The sequence below is a fragment of the Thioalkalivibrio sp. ALE16 genome (assembly GCF_000381305.1).
Taxonomy (GTDB): domain Bacteria; phylum Pseudomonadota; class Gammaproteobacteria; order Ectothiorhodospirales; family Ectothiorhodospiraceae; genus Thioalkalivibrio.
The window spans coordinates 66,440-81,425 of sequence record NZ_KB906361.1 but is presented as its reverse complement, the minus strand read 5'-3'; the positions used below and the strand labels follow the sequence as shown (position 1 = coordinate 81,425).

Annotated in this window: 13 protein-coding genes; 4 read left to right on the top strand and 9 right to left on the bottom strand. The window is 58.9% G+C overall.

Annotation, left to right across the window (positions count from 1 at the left end):
* Positions 1–34: 34 nt before the first annotated feature.
* From F627_RS0108240 to F627_RS15985, 5 genes are all read right to left on the bottom strand, one after another.
* Positions 35–1,360 carry a hypothetical protein gene (locus F627_RS0108240; RefSeq protein ID WP_019583792.1) on the bottom strand — a complete coding sequence of 442 codons (1,326 nt, stop codon included), beginning with the start codon at positions 1,358–1,360 and terminating at the stop codon, positions 35–37.
* Between the two features lie 77 nt (positions 1,361–1,437).
* On the bottom strand, positions 1,438–2,970 hold the full coding sequence (locus F627_RS0108235; protein ID WP_019583791.1) for a UvrD-helicase domain-containing protein: 1,533 nt from the start codon (positions 2,968–2,970) through the stop codon (positions 1,438–1,440).
* Positions 2,967–3,524, bottom strand: a complete 558-nt coding sequence (locus F627_RS0108230; RefSeq protein ID WP_042835183.1) for a thermonuclease family protein — start codon at positions 3,522–3,524, stop codon at positions 2,967–2,969. Before F627_RS0108230 ends, F627_RS0108235 begins: the two co-directional genes overlap by 4 nt.
* A gap of 15 nt (positions 3,525–3,539) precedes the next feature.
* Positions 3,540–3,890: a hypothetical protein gene (locus F627_RS0108225; RefSeq protein WP_155987117.1), complete on the bottom strand. Its 351-nt coding sequence runs from the start codon at positions 3,888–3,890 to the stop codon at positions 3,540–3,542.
* Positions 3,891–4,082: 192 nt separating this feature from the next.
* Entirely contained in the window at positions 4,083–4,769 is a 687-nt protein-coding gene (locus F627_RS15985) for a hypothetical protein (protein ID WP_019583788.1), read from the bottom strand.
* Positions 4,770–5,048: 279 nt separating this feature from the next.
* Between F627_RS15985 and ssb the strand changes: the two genes are divergently transcribed.
* The 3 genes from ssb to F627_RS0108205 all read left to right on the top strand — a co-directional run bounded on the left by ssb (position 5,049) and on the right by F627_RS0108205 (position 9,470).
* Complete coding sequence (gene ssb, locus F627_RS0108215) at positions 5,049–5,546, top strand: single-stranded DNA-binding protein (protein ID WP_019583787.1); 498 nt, start codon at positions 5,049–5,051, stop codon at positions 5,544–5,546.
* A 1,019-nt stretch (positions 5,547–6,565) separates the two neighbouring features.
* Complete coding sequence (locus tag F627_RS15635) at positions 6,566–8,653, top strand: DEAD/DEAH box helicase (RefSeq protein ID WP_019583786.1); 2,088 nt, start codon at positions 6,566–6,568, stop codon at positions 8,651–8,653.
* A gap of 82 nt (positions 8,654–8,735) precedes the next feature.
* Positions 8,736–9,470, top strand: a complete 735-nt coding sequence (locus F627_RS0108205; RefSeq protein WP_019583785.1) for a hypothetical protein — start codon at positions 8,736–8,738, stop codon at positions 9,468–9,470.
* Here the strand turns inward: F627_RS0108205 and F627_RS16425 are convergent, their stop codons facing one another.
* From F627_RS16425 to F627_RS15630, 4 genes are all read right to left on the bottom strand, one after another.
* The gene (locus tag F627_RS16425) at positions 9,471–9,764 is read right to left on the bottom strand and encodes a winged helix DNA-binding protein (protein WP_081630742.1); all 294 of its coding nucleotides are present in this window, start codon (positions 9,762–9,764) and stop codon (positions 9,471–9,473) included.
* 63 nt (positions 9,765–9,827) lie between these two features.
* Entirely contained in the window at positions 9,828–11,012 is a 1,185-nt protein-coding gene (locus tag F627_RS0108200) for a replication initiator protein A (protein WP_019583784.1), read from the bottom strand.
* A gap of 749 nt (positions 11,013–11,761) precedes the next feature.
* The gene (locus F627_RS16955; RefSeq protein ID WP_019583783.1) at positions 11,762–12,142 is read right to left on the bottom strand and encodes a hypothetical protein; all 381 of its coding nucleotides are present in this window, start codon (positions 12,140–12,142) and stop codon (positions 11,762–11,764) included.
* 325 nt (positions 12,143–12,467) lie between these two features.
* Positions 12,468–13,394: a DNA-binding protein gene (locus tag F627_RS15630; RefSeq protein ID WP_081630740.1), complete on the bottom strand. Its 927-nt coding sequence runs from the start codon at positions 13,392–13,394 to the stop codon at positions 12,468–12,470.
* A gap of 635 nt (positions 13,395–14,029) precedes the next feature.
* Here F627_RS15630 and F627_RS15625 point away from each other — a divergent pair.
* Positions 14,030–14,956, top strand: coding sequence for a tyrosine-type recombinase/integrase (locus tag F627_RS15625; protein ID WP_231370142.1), 927 nt, complete (start codon positions 14,030–14,032; stop codon positions 14,954–14,956).
* Positions 14,957–14,986 lie beyond the last annotated feature (30 nt).

Below are 14,986 nucleotides of genomic sequence, written 5' to 3'. Positions count from 1 at the left end.
GGATCCCCGCCCGCGAGGGCGGGGAATATCGATCTCACGGCCGCCCCAAAAGCTCTTGCGGCGTGAGCCAGTAGCGGCGCCCAGTCTTCAGGCTTCGCCCGCCCTTTTGAACGATGACCTGGGCGGCGGGTTGGCCGCTTCGCGCATCAATCCGCATGGGCCCAAAGAAGGATACCCGGGCACCGTCGGGGGTGTTCACCTCGCAGCCGCGGCGCATTCCCCGCTCATCCGTCATCGACTCGAATTCCGGATAGGCCTCAAACTGCCGCCGCGCCGCGTCCGCCTCCAACTGACGCTGACCCTTCTTCTGGGTCTTGCGTGCGTTGTGCTGCTTCTTCGCCACATCCACTGGCGCTTCAATGCGGGAGAAGATCTCCCGGTCGATGGGCTCGAGGAGTGCATCCTGATCGGCGCTGTTCGATCGAACCATGAACACTTCACCATCACGGCGTTCGAGCAACCAGGATGCACCACATCCCCGCGCATTCGTGACGCCATGGCAAAACGCGTAGTCATCTTCCCAATCCAAGACAGTCCCGCAATCCGGACAGCAAACCGCCGGGATTAAGGACGTCATATCGAAGGCCTCGGCCGGGCCCAGATAGATCTCGGACACCCAGCGGACCGCATGGGTGGAGATCGACTCCAGTACGCGGTCCACGGGGAGCTGTCGAGCGTCCCGCTCGATCACGAGCGCCTGCACTTCGAGCGCCGGGAGCATAGACTTCACCTGGCGAACATCCCCGCCGGACTGCACCAGCAAGCTGCGCGCGTCCTGCGCATAGAGCGAAGGCAAATGCTTCATGAGGCGATCAAACGCTTCTCCAGGGTTGCTGAGCGCACCTCCTGGAAGTGTACGGCGTGTATCGCCCGAGCCGATCTCGGCGACCCAGCCATCGTGTTCCGGCGCGAACCGAATTACACCCTTGAACGCCGCCGGGGCCATGCGATCCGTATTGCGGTAGAGACCCTGCTTCGGCGATTTCAAGCGCAGCGGTGCACGCTGAGCCTCGAGGTCCTCGTGAGGGTCTCCCGCACGGACATACGCTGCGACACTGTCATCATCAAAAGTGTCCGCAGAATGCTCTTGACCCACGCCCCGCAGGTGATCCCGAGCCGCCTGGATGTCGTCGGAAGACACCGGCCAGGTGGCTTCGCAGCGCGCCAGGACGCCCTCAGCATCAGGAGCACCCGGAATGGACCGAATGATGTCGACGCGCGGAGGGAGAATCGAAGTACCTTCGACACGGCGCGCATGGCGCCGCATCCGTTCCGTGGTGGCCACGGTGTCCCAGTAAGTCCAGCCCTTTGGTAGAGAATTCGGGGCGGTCAGGGCAATGCTCATCACTTCATTAAACATGCTTGCGTCCTCTTTTGCCGGCTGCGGGCCGGTTCCGTTCGCACTGTGGCGTGCGGTGCAAGATCTTGCGAGGGGTATTACGCCGCTCGCGATGGGCTCGACCATTCCGGTAGCACACCGGTGTATTCGAACAATCGTTTGAGGTGGTCGTTGACCACCAGGTTCCGTTGCGCCCGGGTCATCGCAACATAAATCAGATACAGCTCCGAGTCATTCGGGATCACGCGCTGCTTGGAGTCAACCCAGCCCAGGGTCCGGGGGACATCCTCAACTGACTCGGTATCCGGATTGCGGACCTTCAGCATTAGCGGCGCAAAGTCCGACCCAAGCACGACCGTGGGGTACTCGCTCCCCTTGGACCGGTGCGCCGTCGTAACGATGCGATCCGCCCGGTCCGCCGAAACCGCCCGGCGCTTCAAGGCCTCCACTAGACCCCGGGTTGCATTTCCCAGTCGGTCTTGGATGCGGATCTTTGCCATGATCTCCGGGTCACCCACCTGGGCGGCATACTGGCGCAGCTCATCCACACAACCAAAGCGCTTGATCAATGGGCTGCGGATGGCCCGATGGTTCTGTCGAGACAGCTCGAAAACATCGACGAGAAGATCCAGTCCATATCGCTCGATGCCGCCGACCCAGTGAATGTGCTCACCGGATTCATGTCCGGCGACCGCACTTTCAAACACCCCTGCATTCGTCCGATGCAGATAGCAGGGGGCACCGTCATTGGATCCAGGCACGCCTTCACCGGGTATAAGCAACCGAGTCGAGGGGCCCAGGCCCTCGAGGAAGGCCGCCGGCGACAGAAACGTCGCCAGAAGCGCGTTGGCACCCTCAGCCACTGACGCCCCGAACCGGAAGGAGCCGGTCAGTGAGTACGAATCCGCAGACTCCAGACGGTCCATGACATCAACGCTATGCCGGAATTGGTAGATGGCCTGGTAGCTGTCGCCGACCAAAGCCAAAGGGATTTGCTGTTGTCGAAGCAGCGCAAAAACGGCCTCATTGGTGTCCTGCGCTTCATCCAAAAGAATGTGGTCGAAGCGATTGGACAGGCATGGCCGCGTCATCTGGTAGATCTTCAGGTACCCGTCGTGTGGCATGGGGAGCGCGGCATCCGGGTCCTTCATCGTTTCCCAGAGATGAGCGGAATCCTCCACGACCTGGCGGGGATCAAAACCCAAGGCATCCACTTCGTTCTCGATGAGATGCATCCGGCTCAAAGATTCTGCCGCGGACCCCATAAAACGCCGCACCACCGCCAGGCAAAGAGAGGCGTAGAGAGGTCCACGCTTCCGGGCTGGCCGCTGGCCGAAGGCCTTGAGGGCTTCCCAAGGCTTCGGGTTGCCGAGCTTGTGCTGGAAGTGCCGTCCCGTTCGCCCGAACGCCAGCGAGTGCGTCGTCTTCGCCGTGGTGTTCGACGGAAACCGTACCTGCGCCTCCTGCTCCACCGACTTGTTGAAAGCGAGATACAGGATGCGGCGATCCGAATGCCGTCGAGCCCGCCACTCCAGCGTGGTGGTCTTCGCGGCGCCGGCGAATGCGCGCACCACGAGATGACGCCCAGGGTCCGCCTCAATCACCGCTTGCTGTTGCGGCGTCGGGTTCACGGCCGAGAGACCTGCTCGTAAATCTCGGGCCAGTACGGATGCGGACCGAAGTCATCGATATAGTCCGCATACCCCTGGTCGACGAGGTGAACACCAAGGTCCCACCCAGCGCCGAAGTCACCGCCATAGAGCGAGCAGATCGGGCGCCCCCAGTGGCCGATATCCCAACACACGTAATCCACGCGGGCGTCGGCCATCAGATCCTTCACGTAATCGGAAGCCGCCTGGCCTTCGGCAGTGTTGCGAGAGGGGTCCGGATGAACGGATTCCGGGGTGTCGATGTTGCCGATCCGGACCAGCATGCTCCGATGGCGATCGTTAAAGCGGTCCTCCACACGAAGATCCCGGCCGGTATTGGACTGGGCCTCTTCGGCCTGCCGCTTGATCGTCGCGTAATTGGCCTCGGTCAGTCCGGTGACGATCATAGTGTCACCATCTGCGACCCAGTAAATCTCGCCGCTTCCAAAGACCTCGAACGAACCCGAAAAAACCGGGGCCGAAAACACCAGAAGGGGCGCGGCAAGCAATACAGAAAAGACGGACGAAAGACGCATAAAAATCCCTTGAAATTAGTGAAGAGTCGTCCCATGAGGGGCTACGGCGAAATCTGAGCCGGTTTTTTCGGCTGGAGAAGAGACCGAAATTTCGAGCCGGGGAAGCCAGGGCGTCTCGCGAACCTTATTGGGATCGAGAAGATCGTAGATCAGGTCACCGGGCGCGAGAGCGATGCAGCTCTCGAAAGCCTCCCGTAGTTTGCTCAGAACATCGGAAGCCGCCGCCTCCACCGCTTCTCGGATCTGTTCCTCGGGTAGTGCCGCCGCACCCGCATCCAAGCAGAGCGTGACCTGATCGATCTTCTCCTCGCCATTCGCGTAGTGGCTAAAGATCACCAGGTGGGATTCGATTACGGTTTCAGACATCACAGTCTCCAGAATGATGGAGCCCTCTCCCGGAGGGCGTCGGAGCAATCCCTTGCTATCGGCCGAGCGCCTAAGCAAGGAGGAAATCAAAGCACTCATCGCTCGGTGCAGCAGTTTTTGGGCCATGCCTGCCTCGGGCACTTCCTGCTAATCCCACCCCGATTCCACTTGGCCCGGGGCCGCCAACAACTCTCACGTTGCCAGATCGAAATCGGTTGTCGAATTCTCAACGGGGAGGTCGCGCACCATGATGGCGCCACCCTGGCGACCCCGGACAGCCACACAAAAGCCGGCGCGCTCGTAGAAACCCTCAACCGCCCGCACGGACTCCTCAAACGATTCATCCCGCTCTTCCGAAAGCATCATTTCAGACCAGACAGAACCCCACGGGGACGGCATCGGGGCGCCCCCGGGGAGACGCTCAAATTGGAGGGGATACGCGCGAAGGGCCGCGAGCGAGCAACCACGGCCCGCGACCCGAAAAAGATCGCGAAGACAATCACCCCCCAGCCCCATGCCTTGTGCAAACGGGAGAACTTCGAGACGATCCAGGACCAGAAGGCCATCGGTTGCGTGAGAGGCCGGACTCAAGCCCGCATGCGCCAGTAGCTCATCGTCCAGGACCCCTTCGTCCGTAGTGAGAGGCAAAAGAAGATCCAGCGCCGGAAGTTCGGCAACGAGGTCATCGAAGACACTCTCCCACTCCGGCGGCAATAGATACGCATGCATGCGTGCGAGGACATTCGCGTCACAATCCGAGGCTTCACCCAAGACCTCAATGACGTCGCTCAGGGGGTCCGGATCGTCCCCACGGGAGCGCACCACGGAGTGGACACTGCTCATACGGTATTCGGTGGTGACGATCGGCTTGCCATCCATGGCGATTGCATCTCCTTATGCGGTCGTTAAGAGCACCCTAGAAGGTTTCGGGCGCCCCCGCAACTCGCGGGTTTCTCTGTTTTGTTGGAACACCAAGGGAAGGAAAAACCGATAGGGCAGCCAAGCAGAATTAAATTCGACAACTCGATTCGGTTTGATAGGATGCACCCATCGACGTTGCAGGACGGGGTGAACACACCGGAATGCACCCGCTGGACTCTTCGGTTATTTCCAGCAGGAACGTTGATACCCCAACCCAAAACGTAGAGGTAATTCGATATGGCACGTGGAGTTAATAAAGTCATCCTGCTCGGCAACCTCGGGGCCGACCCGGAAAAGCGCGAGACCCCCAACGGGGTTACTGTCACCAACCTTCGTCTGGCAACGTCGGAACAGTGGACCGACAAGAATTCCGGCGAGAAGCGTGAGAACACCGAATGGCACCGCGTCGTGATGTTCGGGCGTCTGGCCGACATTGGTGCCCAATACCTGACCAAAGGCTCGCAGGTCTACATCGAAGGCAAGATTCAGACCCGCAAATGGCAGGACCAGTCCGGGAACGACCGGTACACCACGGAAATTGTGGCGAACGAGATGCAGCTCGTAGGGGGGCGCTCCGGTGGTGGAGCCACCAACGATTCGGGCTATAGCGGTTCGACGTCTGGCCAGAACACCGGCGGCCAGCCGGCTGCGGCTGGCGGCGGGGGCGGAGCGGTCGGAGGCGCCTTCGACGATGATGACGTTCCGTTCGCAGCCCGAGATTGGCGAACGGCGTAATCCGAATCAAAACGACGCCGAAAAAGAGGCCCGCTATTCAGCGGGCCTCTTTCTTTTGAAGGCAGCAGAACGGGTCAAGGGTGAAGATCATCGAAAGGAAAAAAACCCGCCGTTAGGCGGGTTTCGGAGGGTGCGCCCTGTACTCGTTCGTTCAATTACATCGGCAGATAAGGTCGTAGTCGTCATTCCCTGAGTTGGATCGGGAAAGGGTTGTAGCGTCACCGCTATTGCATGTATGAGAGTGCTGTGGGCTGCTCCAGGAGCAGTTATAGATGGTGTTGTTCACCCGGTAAACCCAGCCCGGCTCGCCCGGCTGGGGGGATTGGGATTGCGGAGATCCATCCAAAGAGCCCTGACCTACCAAGCACCGACCGTTAGAGGCGGACCCCTCCCAGTCGAATCCCATCTGGGTGCAGGCCCGAAATGGATCGATGCACGATCGGGAATCAGGGTCCCACGCTTTATCGTTTGCCTCGCATTCAGCCTTCATTTGGGCCCACCAGGCCGAGGCATCCGGCGGATTCACCGCCCCACCGGTCGAGTCCACGAACGTCGTTGCGCCACTACGATTCTGGTAGCCAGTTTCCAGCGAAGACGACCGATCTGAGCCTTGCGATCGGAGAATCTCGAATTTGTCGTCGGAACGCGGCGATGAAGAAATACCGTGCTCTTGAGCGAGGGCATCAGAATCGAAGCCATGTCGATCATCAGCAATCGCCAAACTGCCGATCGACATCGCAACAAGAACAGCCGTAAAAGAGAGAGAATAGCGAGGTGCCAGCATGGCGTTGAACCTCCTTCCGTGGGTGGTAGTGGAAGATAGAACGAACGCGACCAAGCGAAACACCGCAAAACCATGAAAGTTTGATGAAGAAATGATGACAGCGATCAAAGCATTCGGACATTGTGAACAGTGAGATCGGGTGATGGGCGACCGGGTATGCCAGTGATTAGAGCGGATAGGGGTGGTACAGTCTCTTTATCGCCCTCTCCCAAAAGCGACATCTGGCAAGGACGCCATGGATAACCCAAAAGGACAAGACGCCGCGCCCAGCAGCCAACTGAGCCAGGCCGTTAAGGAGGTACTGGACGGCCAGTTCAATGGGCTTCGGAATTACCAGCGGGAGGCCTCGGAGTGCTTTGCATACTGGGTCCGGAAGACCCTTTCGCCACTCCTGTTGGTGCTACCAACCGGGGCTGGGAAGAGCCACCTGATCGCCGCTATGGCGGCAATCCTTCAGGCGATGGCGCTCCGCCAGTCGGGTCGCCGTAAGAAGATCCTTTGTATCGCCCCAAGCGGCGAACTCGTGCAACAGAACCACAGCAAGATGGCCAAGGCGGGATACCCGGCCAGCCTGTTCTCGGCCGCCGCTGGAGACAAGGACCATACCGGGGAATTCATATTCGCCAACCCAGAGACACTTCGCATCAACATAGACAAGTTGATCGGATACGAGTTTGCGGGGATTTTCGTTGATGAAGCCCACCGGATATCGCCGCAGATCAAGGAAGTGATCGAGACGGTTCGAGGAAGCAATCCCAACGTTCGCGTGATCGGGCTTACGGCGACTCCGTATCGATTGGGATGGGGATATATATTCCAGCGAAACGTGCACCTGGATACGCCCCCGCTCACAGAGGAATACGCGCGAGATCCCTACTTCGGGGAGATGATCTACGAAGTTTCTCCGCACTACCTCATCGAGGAAGGTTACATCCTGCCCCCGGTGTTCGGTACAGTCCGAGACCACTACGACACAACGGGGCTGAAGCGATCGGTCAACATGACCTGGACGCCCGAGTCGGAAGAAGCCGTATTCCAGAGTGTTTCAGCCACGGAGCGCACCCAACGGATCCTTGAGCAGGTCACCGAAAAGATGGTTCGGCGTAATGCCTGCATGATTTTCGCGCAGAACGTGAAGCACGCCGAGTTGGTGCTAAAGCTGCTCCCGGTTCACCACACGCAGAAAGCGCTCATCACGGCCGCGACTCCGAAAAAGAAGCGCCGCAGGATCCTCGACCGATTCTTGCGAACACGCGGGATCAAGTACATCGTTAATGTGGGAACCCTGACAACCGGTTTCGATGCACCGCATGTGGATCTGATCGCCGTGTTGCGCGCAACCCACTCCGCAGCCCTATTCCAGCAGATAATCGGACGAGGTCTTCGGTTGTCACCCGAAACCGGTAAACGCGATTGCCTGGTGCTCGACTACGCACAGAACCTCGCCCGGTTCTGTCCGGATGGCGACCCCTTCTCTCCGCAAATCCAAGCGGCCATCCCCCAAGACGGCGCCGATCAGCCTCTGGTAGAGGTTGCGTGCCCGACGTGCGCCGCGGTAAACGAATTCCGGTCGGTGAAGTTGCCCGCCGGGGCGCGAATGGATGACCACGGTTATCTGGTGGCGATCGAATCGGGTGAGTACATCACCAATGCAGCCGGCCAAAAGCTGGCGGGGCACATGGGACGGCAATGCCTTTATCGGCACGCCCATGCGGACGGGACAACCGAGAGATGTAAGCAAACCTGGGCCTGCCGGGAGTGTCCTGCATGCGGCACGCTCAATTCAGCGTACGATCCGTTCTGCACCCGGTGCACGACGATCCTCAGCAAAGGGATGGAAGCGATTCAAGAACGCGCGCTGACGTCATCAGAAGCGGCCTACAACGAACGCCGAGGCAAAGTGATTGAGCTTCATGCGACGCCAACAAAAACCTACAAAGGGGACAGCACCCTGAAGGTGGCCATGAAGGTAAAGGAACTCCCCTACCTGGTCGAAAACGAAGAAGGAGAGCCAGAGCTGGTCGAACCGGACGTCAGCACCGTGGATCTGTGGCTAAGCCCTCATTGGCGACACCCGGCCGCCAAGGACGCCTGGGCTCGGTTCAAAGAGAACTGCCTATCAGGCGATCCGATCATGAGTCCCGAGGAGTTGAAGCCGAATGATGAACGGATAAAGCGTCCGCTCGAAATCAGCTATCGGCCTCAACGCCCGCGGCAAGGGGAAGAGCGAAGCCGGTTTTTTGAAGTGGTCGAGTATCGGGTTGAATCCGAAGTGAATCGGACAGGCCGACCAGACAGGAAGGCCGCGTGCGCGGCGCCCTAGTCCGCCATCGAAATGGTATTTGCCCGGGGCGGTTGGTCGTCTATAAGATAGTGCTAAAAAGACATAGCAAAAGGATTTGCCGATGCTAAGCCAATCACCGCTCGAAACCCTCGGAGAGATTGTCGAGAAGATCAAACAGATTGGTCCGGGGGCGAGGAAAACACGCAAGGCCGCGGATGAGCATCTGGAGCGCGTCCGAAAAAGTGGCGAACTGGGGCGTGAAGCGGTTCGCGAAGCCATTCAGAACGTGCCGGAGTCGGTTTTCCCGTACTTCGTCCAGGGGTTGTTTCAGTATCGCGGGTTCAAAGTAGACCGCCTGACTAAGACTCACCCCTACAGGGCCCACGCCTTCGTGCGATCAGATGAACAGTCATTCTTGATCCGCTGCATTGAAGCGGTTCCAAGAAGGGAGAAGGGGTTCCACGTCGCGCGATCCGTCGACGAGCTTGCGCTTCAGTGTGAACTGAGAGGGGTGCGTGGGATCTACGTGATCCGAGAAATCATTATCGAGCCGATGCTTGTTCGTAGAAGCGGATCCGAACGGGAAGGGTCATCTATTGCGGCCCTTTATCTCGAAGACCTGGTCGACCTTGCCATGGGGTACTGTGTCAATGACCCCGCTACCGGATACACGCTCCTGAGCCTCGCAGAAGCGAAGCCCGCCCAGGTTCGTACACATCATGTGTACAAGCAGAAAGAGGGGCTTAGTCGAGGGGAATCGGCCGTCGATGTAGGGTGTGTGGATCCATCCGCGTACGGGGATGAGAGCAAGGAGACTAGGGGAGCCAGTGGCTCGCTCCAGTCGAACGCGGCGTAGTTACCGGCGATAGCCGCCGCGGCCTTCGCGGCGTTTTCCGCTGGGCGTAACCGTATAGACCAACTCCCGTGTCGGCCGCTTACCCTTGCGCTCAATCCAACCTTGGCGATCAAGACGCCGCATCGCATCTCGTGTCTGGAGAAGATCCATGTTGAGGATGCGTGCGATATCCGAAGCCCCTAGTGGCCGACCGCGAGATACCATCGTGTCGATAATGCGGTCGGTAATACGGCTCCTGCCGCTCGTCTCGGTGGATTGCCGTCGAGCCCATGCTGCAAGTTGATTCCAGGTCATCTTCGAATCCTTGAAGGTGACACATGGCCGACTTCCACCAAACGGGCGCGGCCAGACAGCCCGTTATGACATTGATCGCGCTTTCCGCATGCCCAGCGCTTCATGCATTGCGTGAAAGGCTGAACGGGATGAATTGGAAGGTTTTGAGTTCGCCTGGTTTCCCTGAAGCAACGAACATAATCCCTGAGAGGCGACCTTGCCGGTGGATGAGGTGCAGGAGCGTTCGACTGAATCCGGTACCGGGTGCAGCGAAAGCTCTTGACGCTGAAGTCGCTCGGCGACCGCCCGAAGATCCTGCTCTCCTGGCTTGGAGGCTTTCTTTAGGTCGTCTGGGAGGTAACCGAGGATGAGGCTGGACCGGGCTCTCGGATTGCCCGATACAGACGTGCGGGAAGGCTTCCGTTTCTGGAAGCGAAGCACAGTTCCGGTAGAATCAAAATGCATCGCGTAGTCCGGCATGATGTCGGCCGTGATGGTTTTCTTGATCTCGAACCGTAGGCGGCGAACCTCATGCGAGGCGCCGATCTTGAGTGAGAGCTTTTCAAGGCTTATTGCCCACTCCTTCTGATCCCCGCAGTGCTTGCGAGCGATTTCGTAGAGACGCCGATCAAGTGGGCGCCGCAGCTTGAAATAGTCTTCACTGATGGTCAGGACATCCCGGCTCTCAACGGACCGGTAAAGCCATTCGGGGAGTTCGACCTGGATCATCATTTCTCGACCGCGGCCGGCCACGTCCCCTTCTAAGGTCAGGGCTTCATTCAGGAGCCCCCAGTTGCCAGTGGCGCGAACGGCACCTGTTCGGCGACCCGTCTTTGGATCACGCATACCCCCGGTCTCGACATTGGTCTTGATCCGCGTACCAGCAAGTCGGTCCAGACCGGCCTTGAGCCGTTGGTAGTTCTGGCCGCCCGTTCCGCGATTGCAGAATCGAAAGAAATCGGCGGCTGAAAACTGAAGACGCCGCCCGGCCTTCGGGTCGTTACGATCGAGGGCGCGGACGAGATAAGCCGTTGCGTAGAGCCAGATGTCCTTGTCGGTGATCGTAGCCATGCCTGTAGCGGACGGCGTGACCTCGACTTCGGTGTCACCATTCACATAGCGACGAATCTGGTGATCCCCGGCCCGGAGAGCGAAGTAAGGATCCGGCATCGACGGCATATCGGTCTTCGGCACCACTGTAGGTAGGCGCTCGACGACAAATAGGTCGTGGTTCGGGTAACGATCGGGATCAATCAGGGGCTCGGTCATCCTTGGCCTTCTCGAGTCCTTCCGTGGACGCTGGGTAACGACAATCGCTAATGACGGTATCCGGTTTTCCTGTCAAGTGCAACGAAGTCAAAGGAATGGCAAAAAAACAGAGGGTTACGAGTTCGGACTTTGTGAACACGCATCAGTCAGGAGAGTTCGAGGGAGGCCCGGCAACCACCTCGACTTCGGACTTTAGGAACGCGGACGGATGGGGCAAGCCAAGAGCGGGCGGCGGATTACGGGGAGAATTGCCACCAAAACCGAGAAAACCGGGGGTTCGGACTTTGTGAACGGCCATTTTCCTCATTGAAGGGCCATTCGGACTTTGTGAACAAGCCCCTTGTGGATAACCCGCGCTTGTTCGGACTTTGTGGACGGTAGTCGCCAAATCCATTCGGACTTCGATGAACACCTATTCGGACTTTATGAACATAGATAGGCCGAAAAACCGCACCACAAAGCCATTTCAGCGACCCCCTTAACGAAGACCTTAACTAAATAAGAAAACCTTAACGGGCGCGATGCGCCCGCTGTATTCAAAAAAACCAGGACCGGCAAGTCGTCCCGTGGGAGGGCGGAAAGCCCCTTGGGGAGCGTTTCCATGTTCTGTTGTCGCCGTGACGAAGACGATGTACGATCGGGAAATCTCTGTACTCTGCGAAAAGGATTTCGCTGTGACCCGAGCACAAAAAGGATATTTCCCGCCGTTTCGAAACAACCCTGCCCTTCTATCCCCAGGGCGTCGGCGTCTAATCCGTGAGATGACGAATCTGGCGGAAAATCTCCTGGCGAATGACGCCCAGGATCATGAGATTGCTCGGCGCGTAGGCGGGATCCAGAACGAAGCGTTCGCGGACTTTGTGCTCTCGTCGTTCGAGGTGACTGGGCACCGCGTGGAGCGCTTTTCTCAGTTCGACGAATTTTGTCCGAATGGAGCGGTTCAACTTGGCGGTCGAAAGTATCTCGTTCGGGGTGTGGGCCCGACGAGAGACCGTGATCGGCAAATTCACGTTAGCCGGGCACTGGATCGGTTGGCCTTGGAGTGCCGAGGCCGCGGAATGAGCGGGCTTTTTGTGTCGACGCAGGTCGAGGTGAAGCCCAGCACCTTGATCCAGGTTGGTAAGCATCATGTTGGACGCGGGTTTTCCTTGTCCATGATGTGCAAACCGGATGTGACGGATCTTCTTCAGGGTCGGTGTATTCGAGATCCGGTCAAGGGGTTCTTCCTGGTATATGGAAAGGAGTTCTCGGCGCCGAAAATACATCCGCACCATGCCTATCAGCAGGATCAGAATGGATCATGGTGGTCCCCTTCAATGGACACATCGATGATGCCCTACCCCGAGGCGGGACTGTTCGGGGATGAGGATCATCGGCGTGAAGGCGGCGCCGATTCGGGTTAGCAGCATGCCTGGGGCCCTCTATGCAACACGGATCGAAGCGACACAGTCTGCGTCAAGATGAGCCGTCGTCTTTCGCATCTGGGGCTGTGTGACTCGCGGCGGTCATGCGCTCAATCCACGTCTTCAACTGCGTGATTTCGGTATCGAGTGCTTTTGCCCGCTCCTCATGGGCAGTTGCCGAGGCCAGTCGATTTTCGAGGCGAGTGATTTCGGATCCCCGCTGGACGAGCTGTTCGTTCAGTAGGCGGCGTTCTTTGTCGAACTGGTCGCGGTCGGCCGCGCGCGCATCGTTCGCTTTCTCCGTTGCGTGCCTGGCGTTCGCAACCTCCTGAAGCCAATACTTCTCGGTATCGTCGTACCGTTCCTGCCAGCGCTCCACCTGCCCCTCCAGATCCTCAATGCGTGATCGAAGGGCTTCGAGCGTGGCCTGGTGGTCGTGTGCCTGACGGTCCAGCGCTTCGTCATGGCTTCGTTGAGTTGTTCGGCGTTCCTCCTCAAACGCTTCGCGCGCGGCCTTCAGTACCTCCATAGCTTCATCCCGTTCAGCGGTTGCTGATGCAAGCTGGGATGAAAGCATCTCGGTTCGGTCGGTCAATCGGGCGACCTCCGTTTCCAGTCGTTCTCGTTGGGTTTCCGCTTCCTCTGCTGCCTGGTCGGACGATCTCGCTTTTTCGACGGCCTCTTCCCTTGCGCCCTCCAGTCGCGCCCGTTCTTCATCAAAAACCTTGCTGGCGGCGCGCAGGGATTCGGCCCAAATGCGTTCCAGGGGGGCAGAGAGGGATTCGGGGACCCCCGCAGGCATTACGAATCCGTGCGCGTCTAGTGATTCACGCCAGCGCTCGAGGTGCTTCAGAGCGGTGGTTTTTGATCCGCGCTGCGCTCGCGCAACAACAGCGCTGGCGGAGGGATTTCGGCCTTCCCGAAGTAGCTCGATCGCGATCTCAACGGTGGCTTCATAGGAAAGCGGCTGAGTGGCCATTTTTATGCCTCAATCGGTACGGAATACGGCGTACAGAGTGTCCCAAACCGTATGGTTTTGCATTCGAACTAGACATAAACGGTATTGTGTCTACTATTATGGAAAGAGAGCGCTTCTTGGCGATCTGAGCCGTGAAACAAGGCTCAATGGAGCGATCCATAAGCCCCCGGAAGGAAACCAAGGCACTGAAAAACCGGCAGGAATAAAAAGCGTGAAACGAGAGATGAAAATCCGTGAAACATTGCGCCGGGGACCTAGAAGGTCCTGCGGCCCGTATTCAAACGGAAAAGGATTGCACCGTGGGGAAGATCGAACCGTCCAGTAAGGGGCTGCCCCCTGCTCCGCGCACTGGATCGCTCGAGGGGGTTGCCGAGTCGACGTACCGGCTCCCCTGGGGGCACCCGGAAGGCTGGCCGGCGGTGCCGAACGGAGCGCATGGCCGGCTTCGAGCGGCCGGAGAAAACCTACTGGGAGCGGACACGGACCGTGAGGCCGTGTCCGCATGGCTTAGCCATAAGGGGGCGAAATCACCCGCGACCCTTCAAGCCTATCGGCGTGAGGTCACCCGATTGCTGCTGTGGGCCGCTGAAGAGCGACGATCGGCTCTAAGTGACCTGACGAGCACGGACTACCAGATGTACAAGGCGTTTCTCGCAAATCCGCAGCCGCGTGAACGTTGGGTCGCAGAGAATGGAAAAAAGAGGGCAATCTGCGATCCGCAGTGGAAGCCGTTTTACGGGTCGCTTGCCCCAAAAAGCCAGGCGTACGCACTTCATGTCGCCCGGGATCTCCTGAACTACTTGGCATCGGCCGGCTACCTGAAAGGTAATCCGCTTGCCTTCATGGCGCTCGAAAATGGAGCGACTGAGGCAGCGCGTGACCAGGCAGCGCGCTCAGGTCGCCGGAAGGCGCTTTCGCGGGACGATTGGGCAGCGATCAAGGAAACGATCAACCAAATGCCTGAAGGCACGGCGGCCCAGCGTTTTCAGAAGGCGCGCGCACGATGGGTGTTCGGTCTTCTATTCGCCACCGGAGCGCGGATCAGTGATCTTCGCGGAACATTCGGCGATCTGCATGCCGATTCCGTAGAGGGTCGAGAGGTATGGATATGGTCGATTCAGGGAAAGGGTGGGAAATTTGCTCAACTCCCCCTCCCCTCTCCTGTTGTCCAGGAAATGCGGCGCGTCCGGCGCGCAATGGGGATTCCCGCGCTCCCCTTACCCGGAGAATCAACGCCCCTGGTGCCTCGGGAAGCAGAAACGAACCGTAACCGCCCTCAGACTCGCCAGGGGCTCGATCGCATCATCAAAGGCGTGCTCAGGGCGGCAGCCGATCGGCTTGACGGGGATGGTGTGCCGGATCAGGCGGAGCGCATTAGGTGTGCGTCCGCGCATAGCCTCCGCCACACCGCCGCACGAGACCTTCTCGACTCGGGGGCCCCAATGAGGGTGGCTTCGGAGCTTCTCCGTCATGCCGACCAGAGGACGACACAGGGGTACACCGCGCCTGAGGTCCAGCAGATGTTGGACGCGCTGAACCGGCGATCCCTTCATTGGGATTAGCGGTGGCGCTCCCCTATGGGTAAATACAGA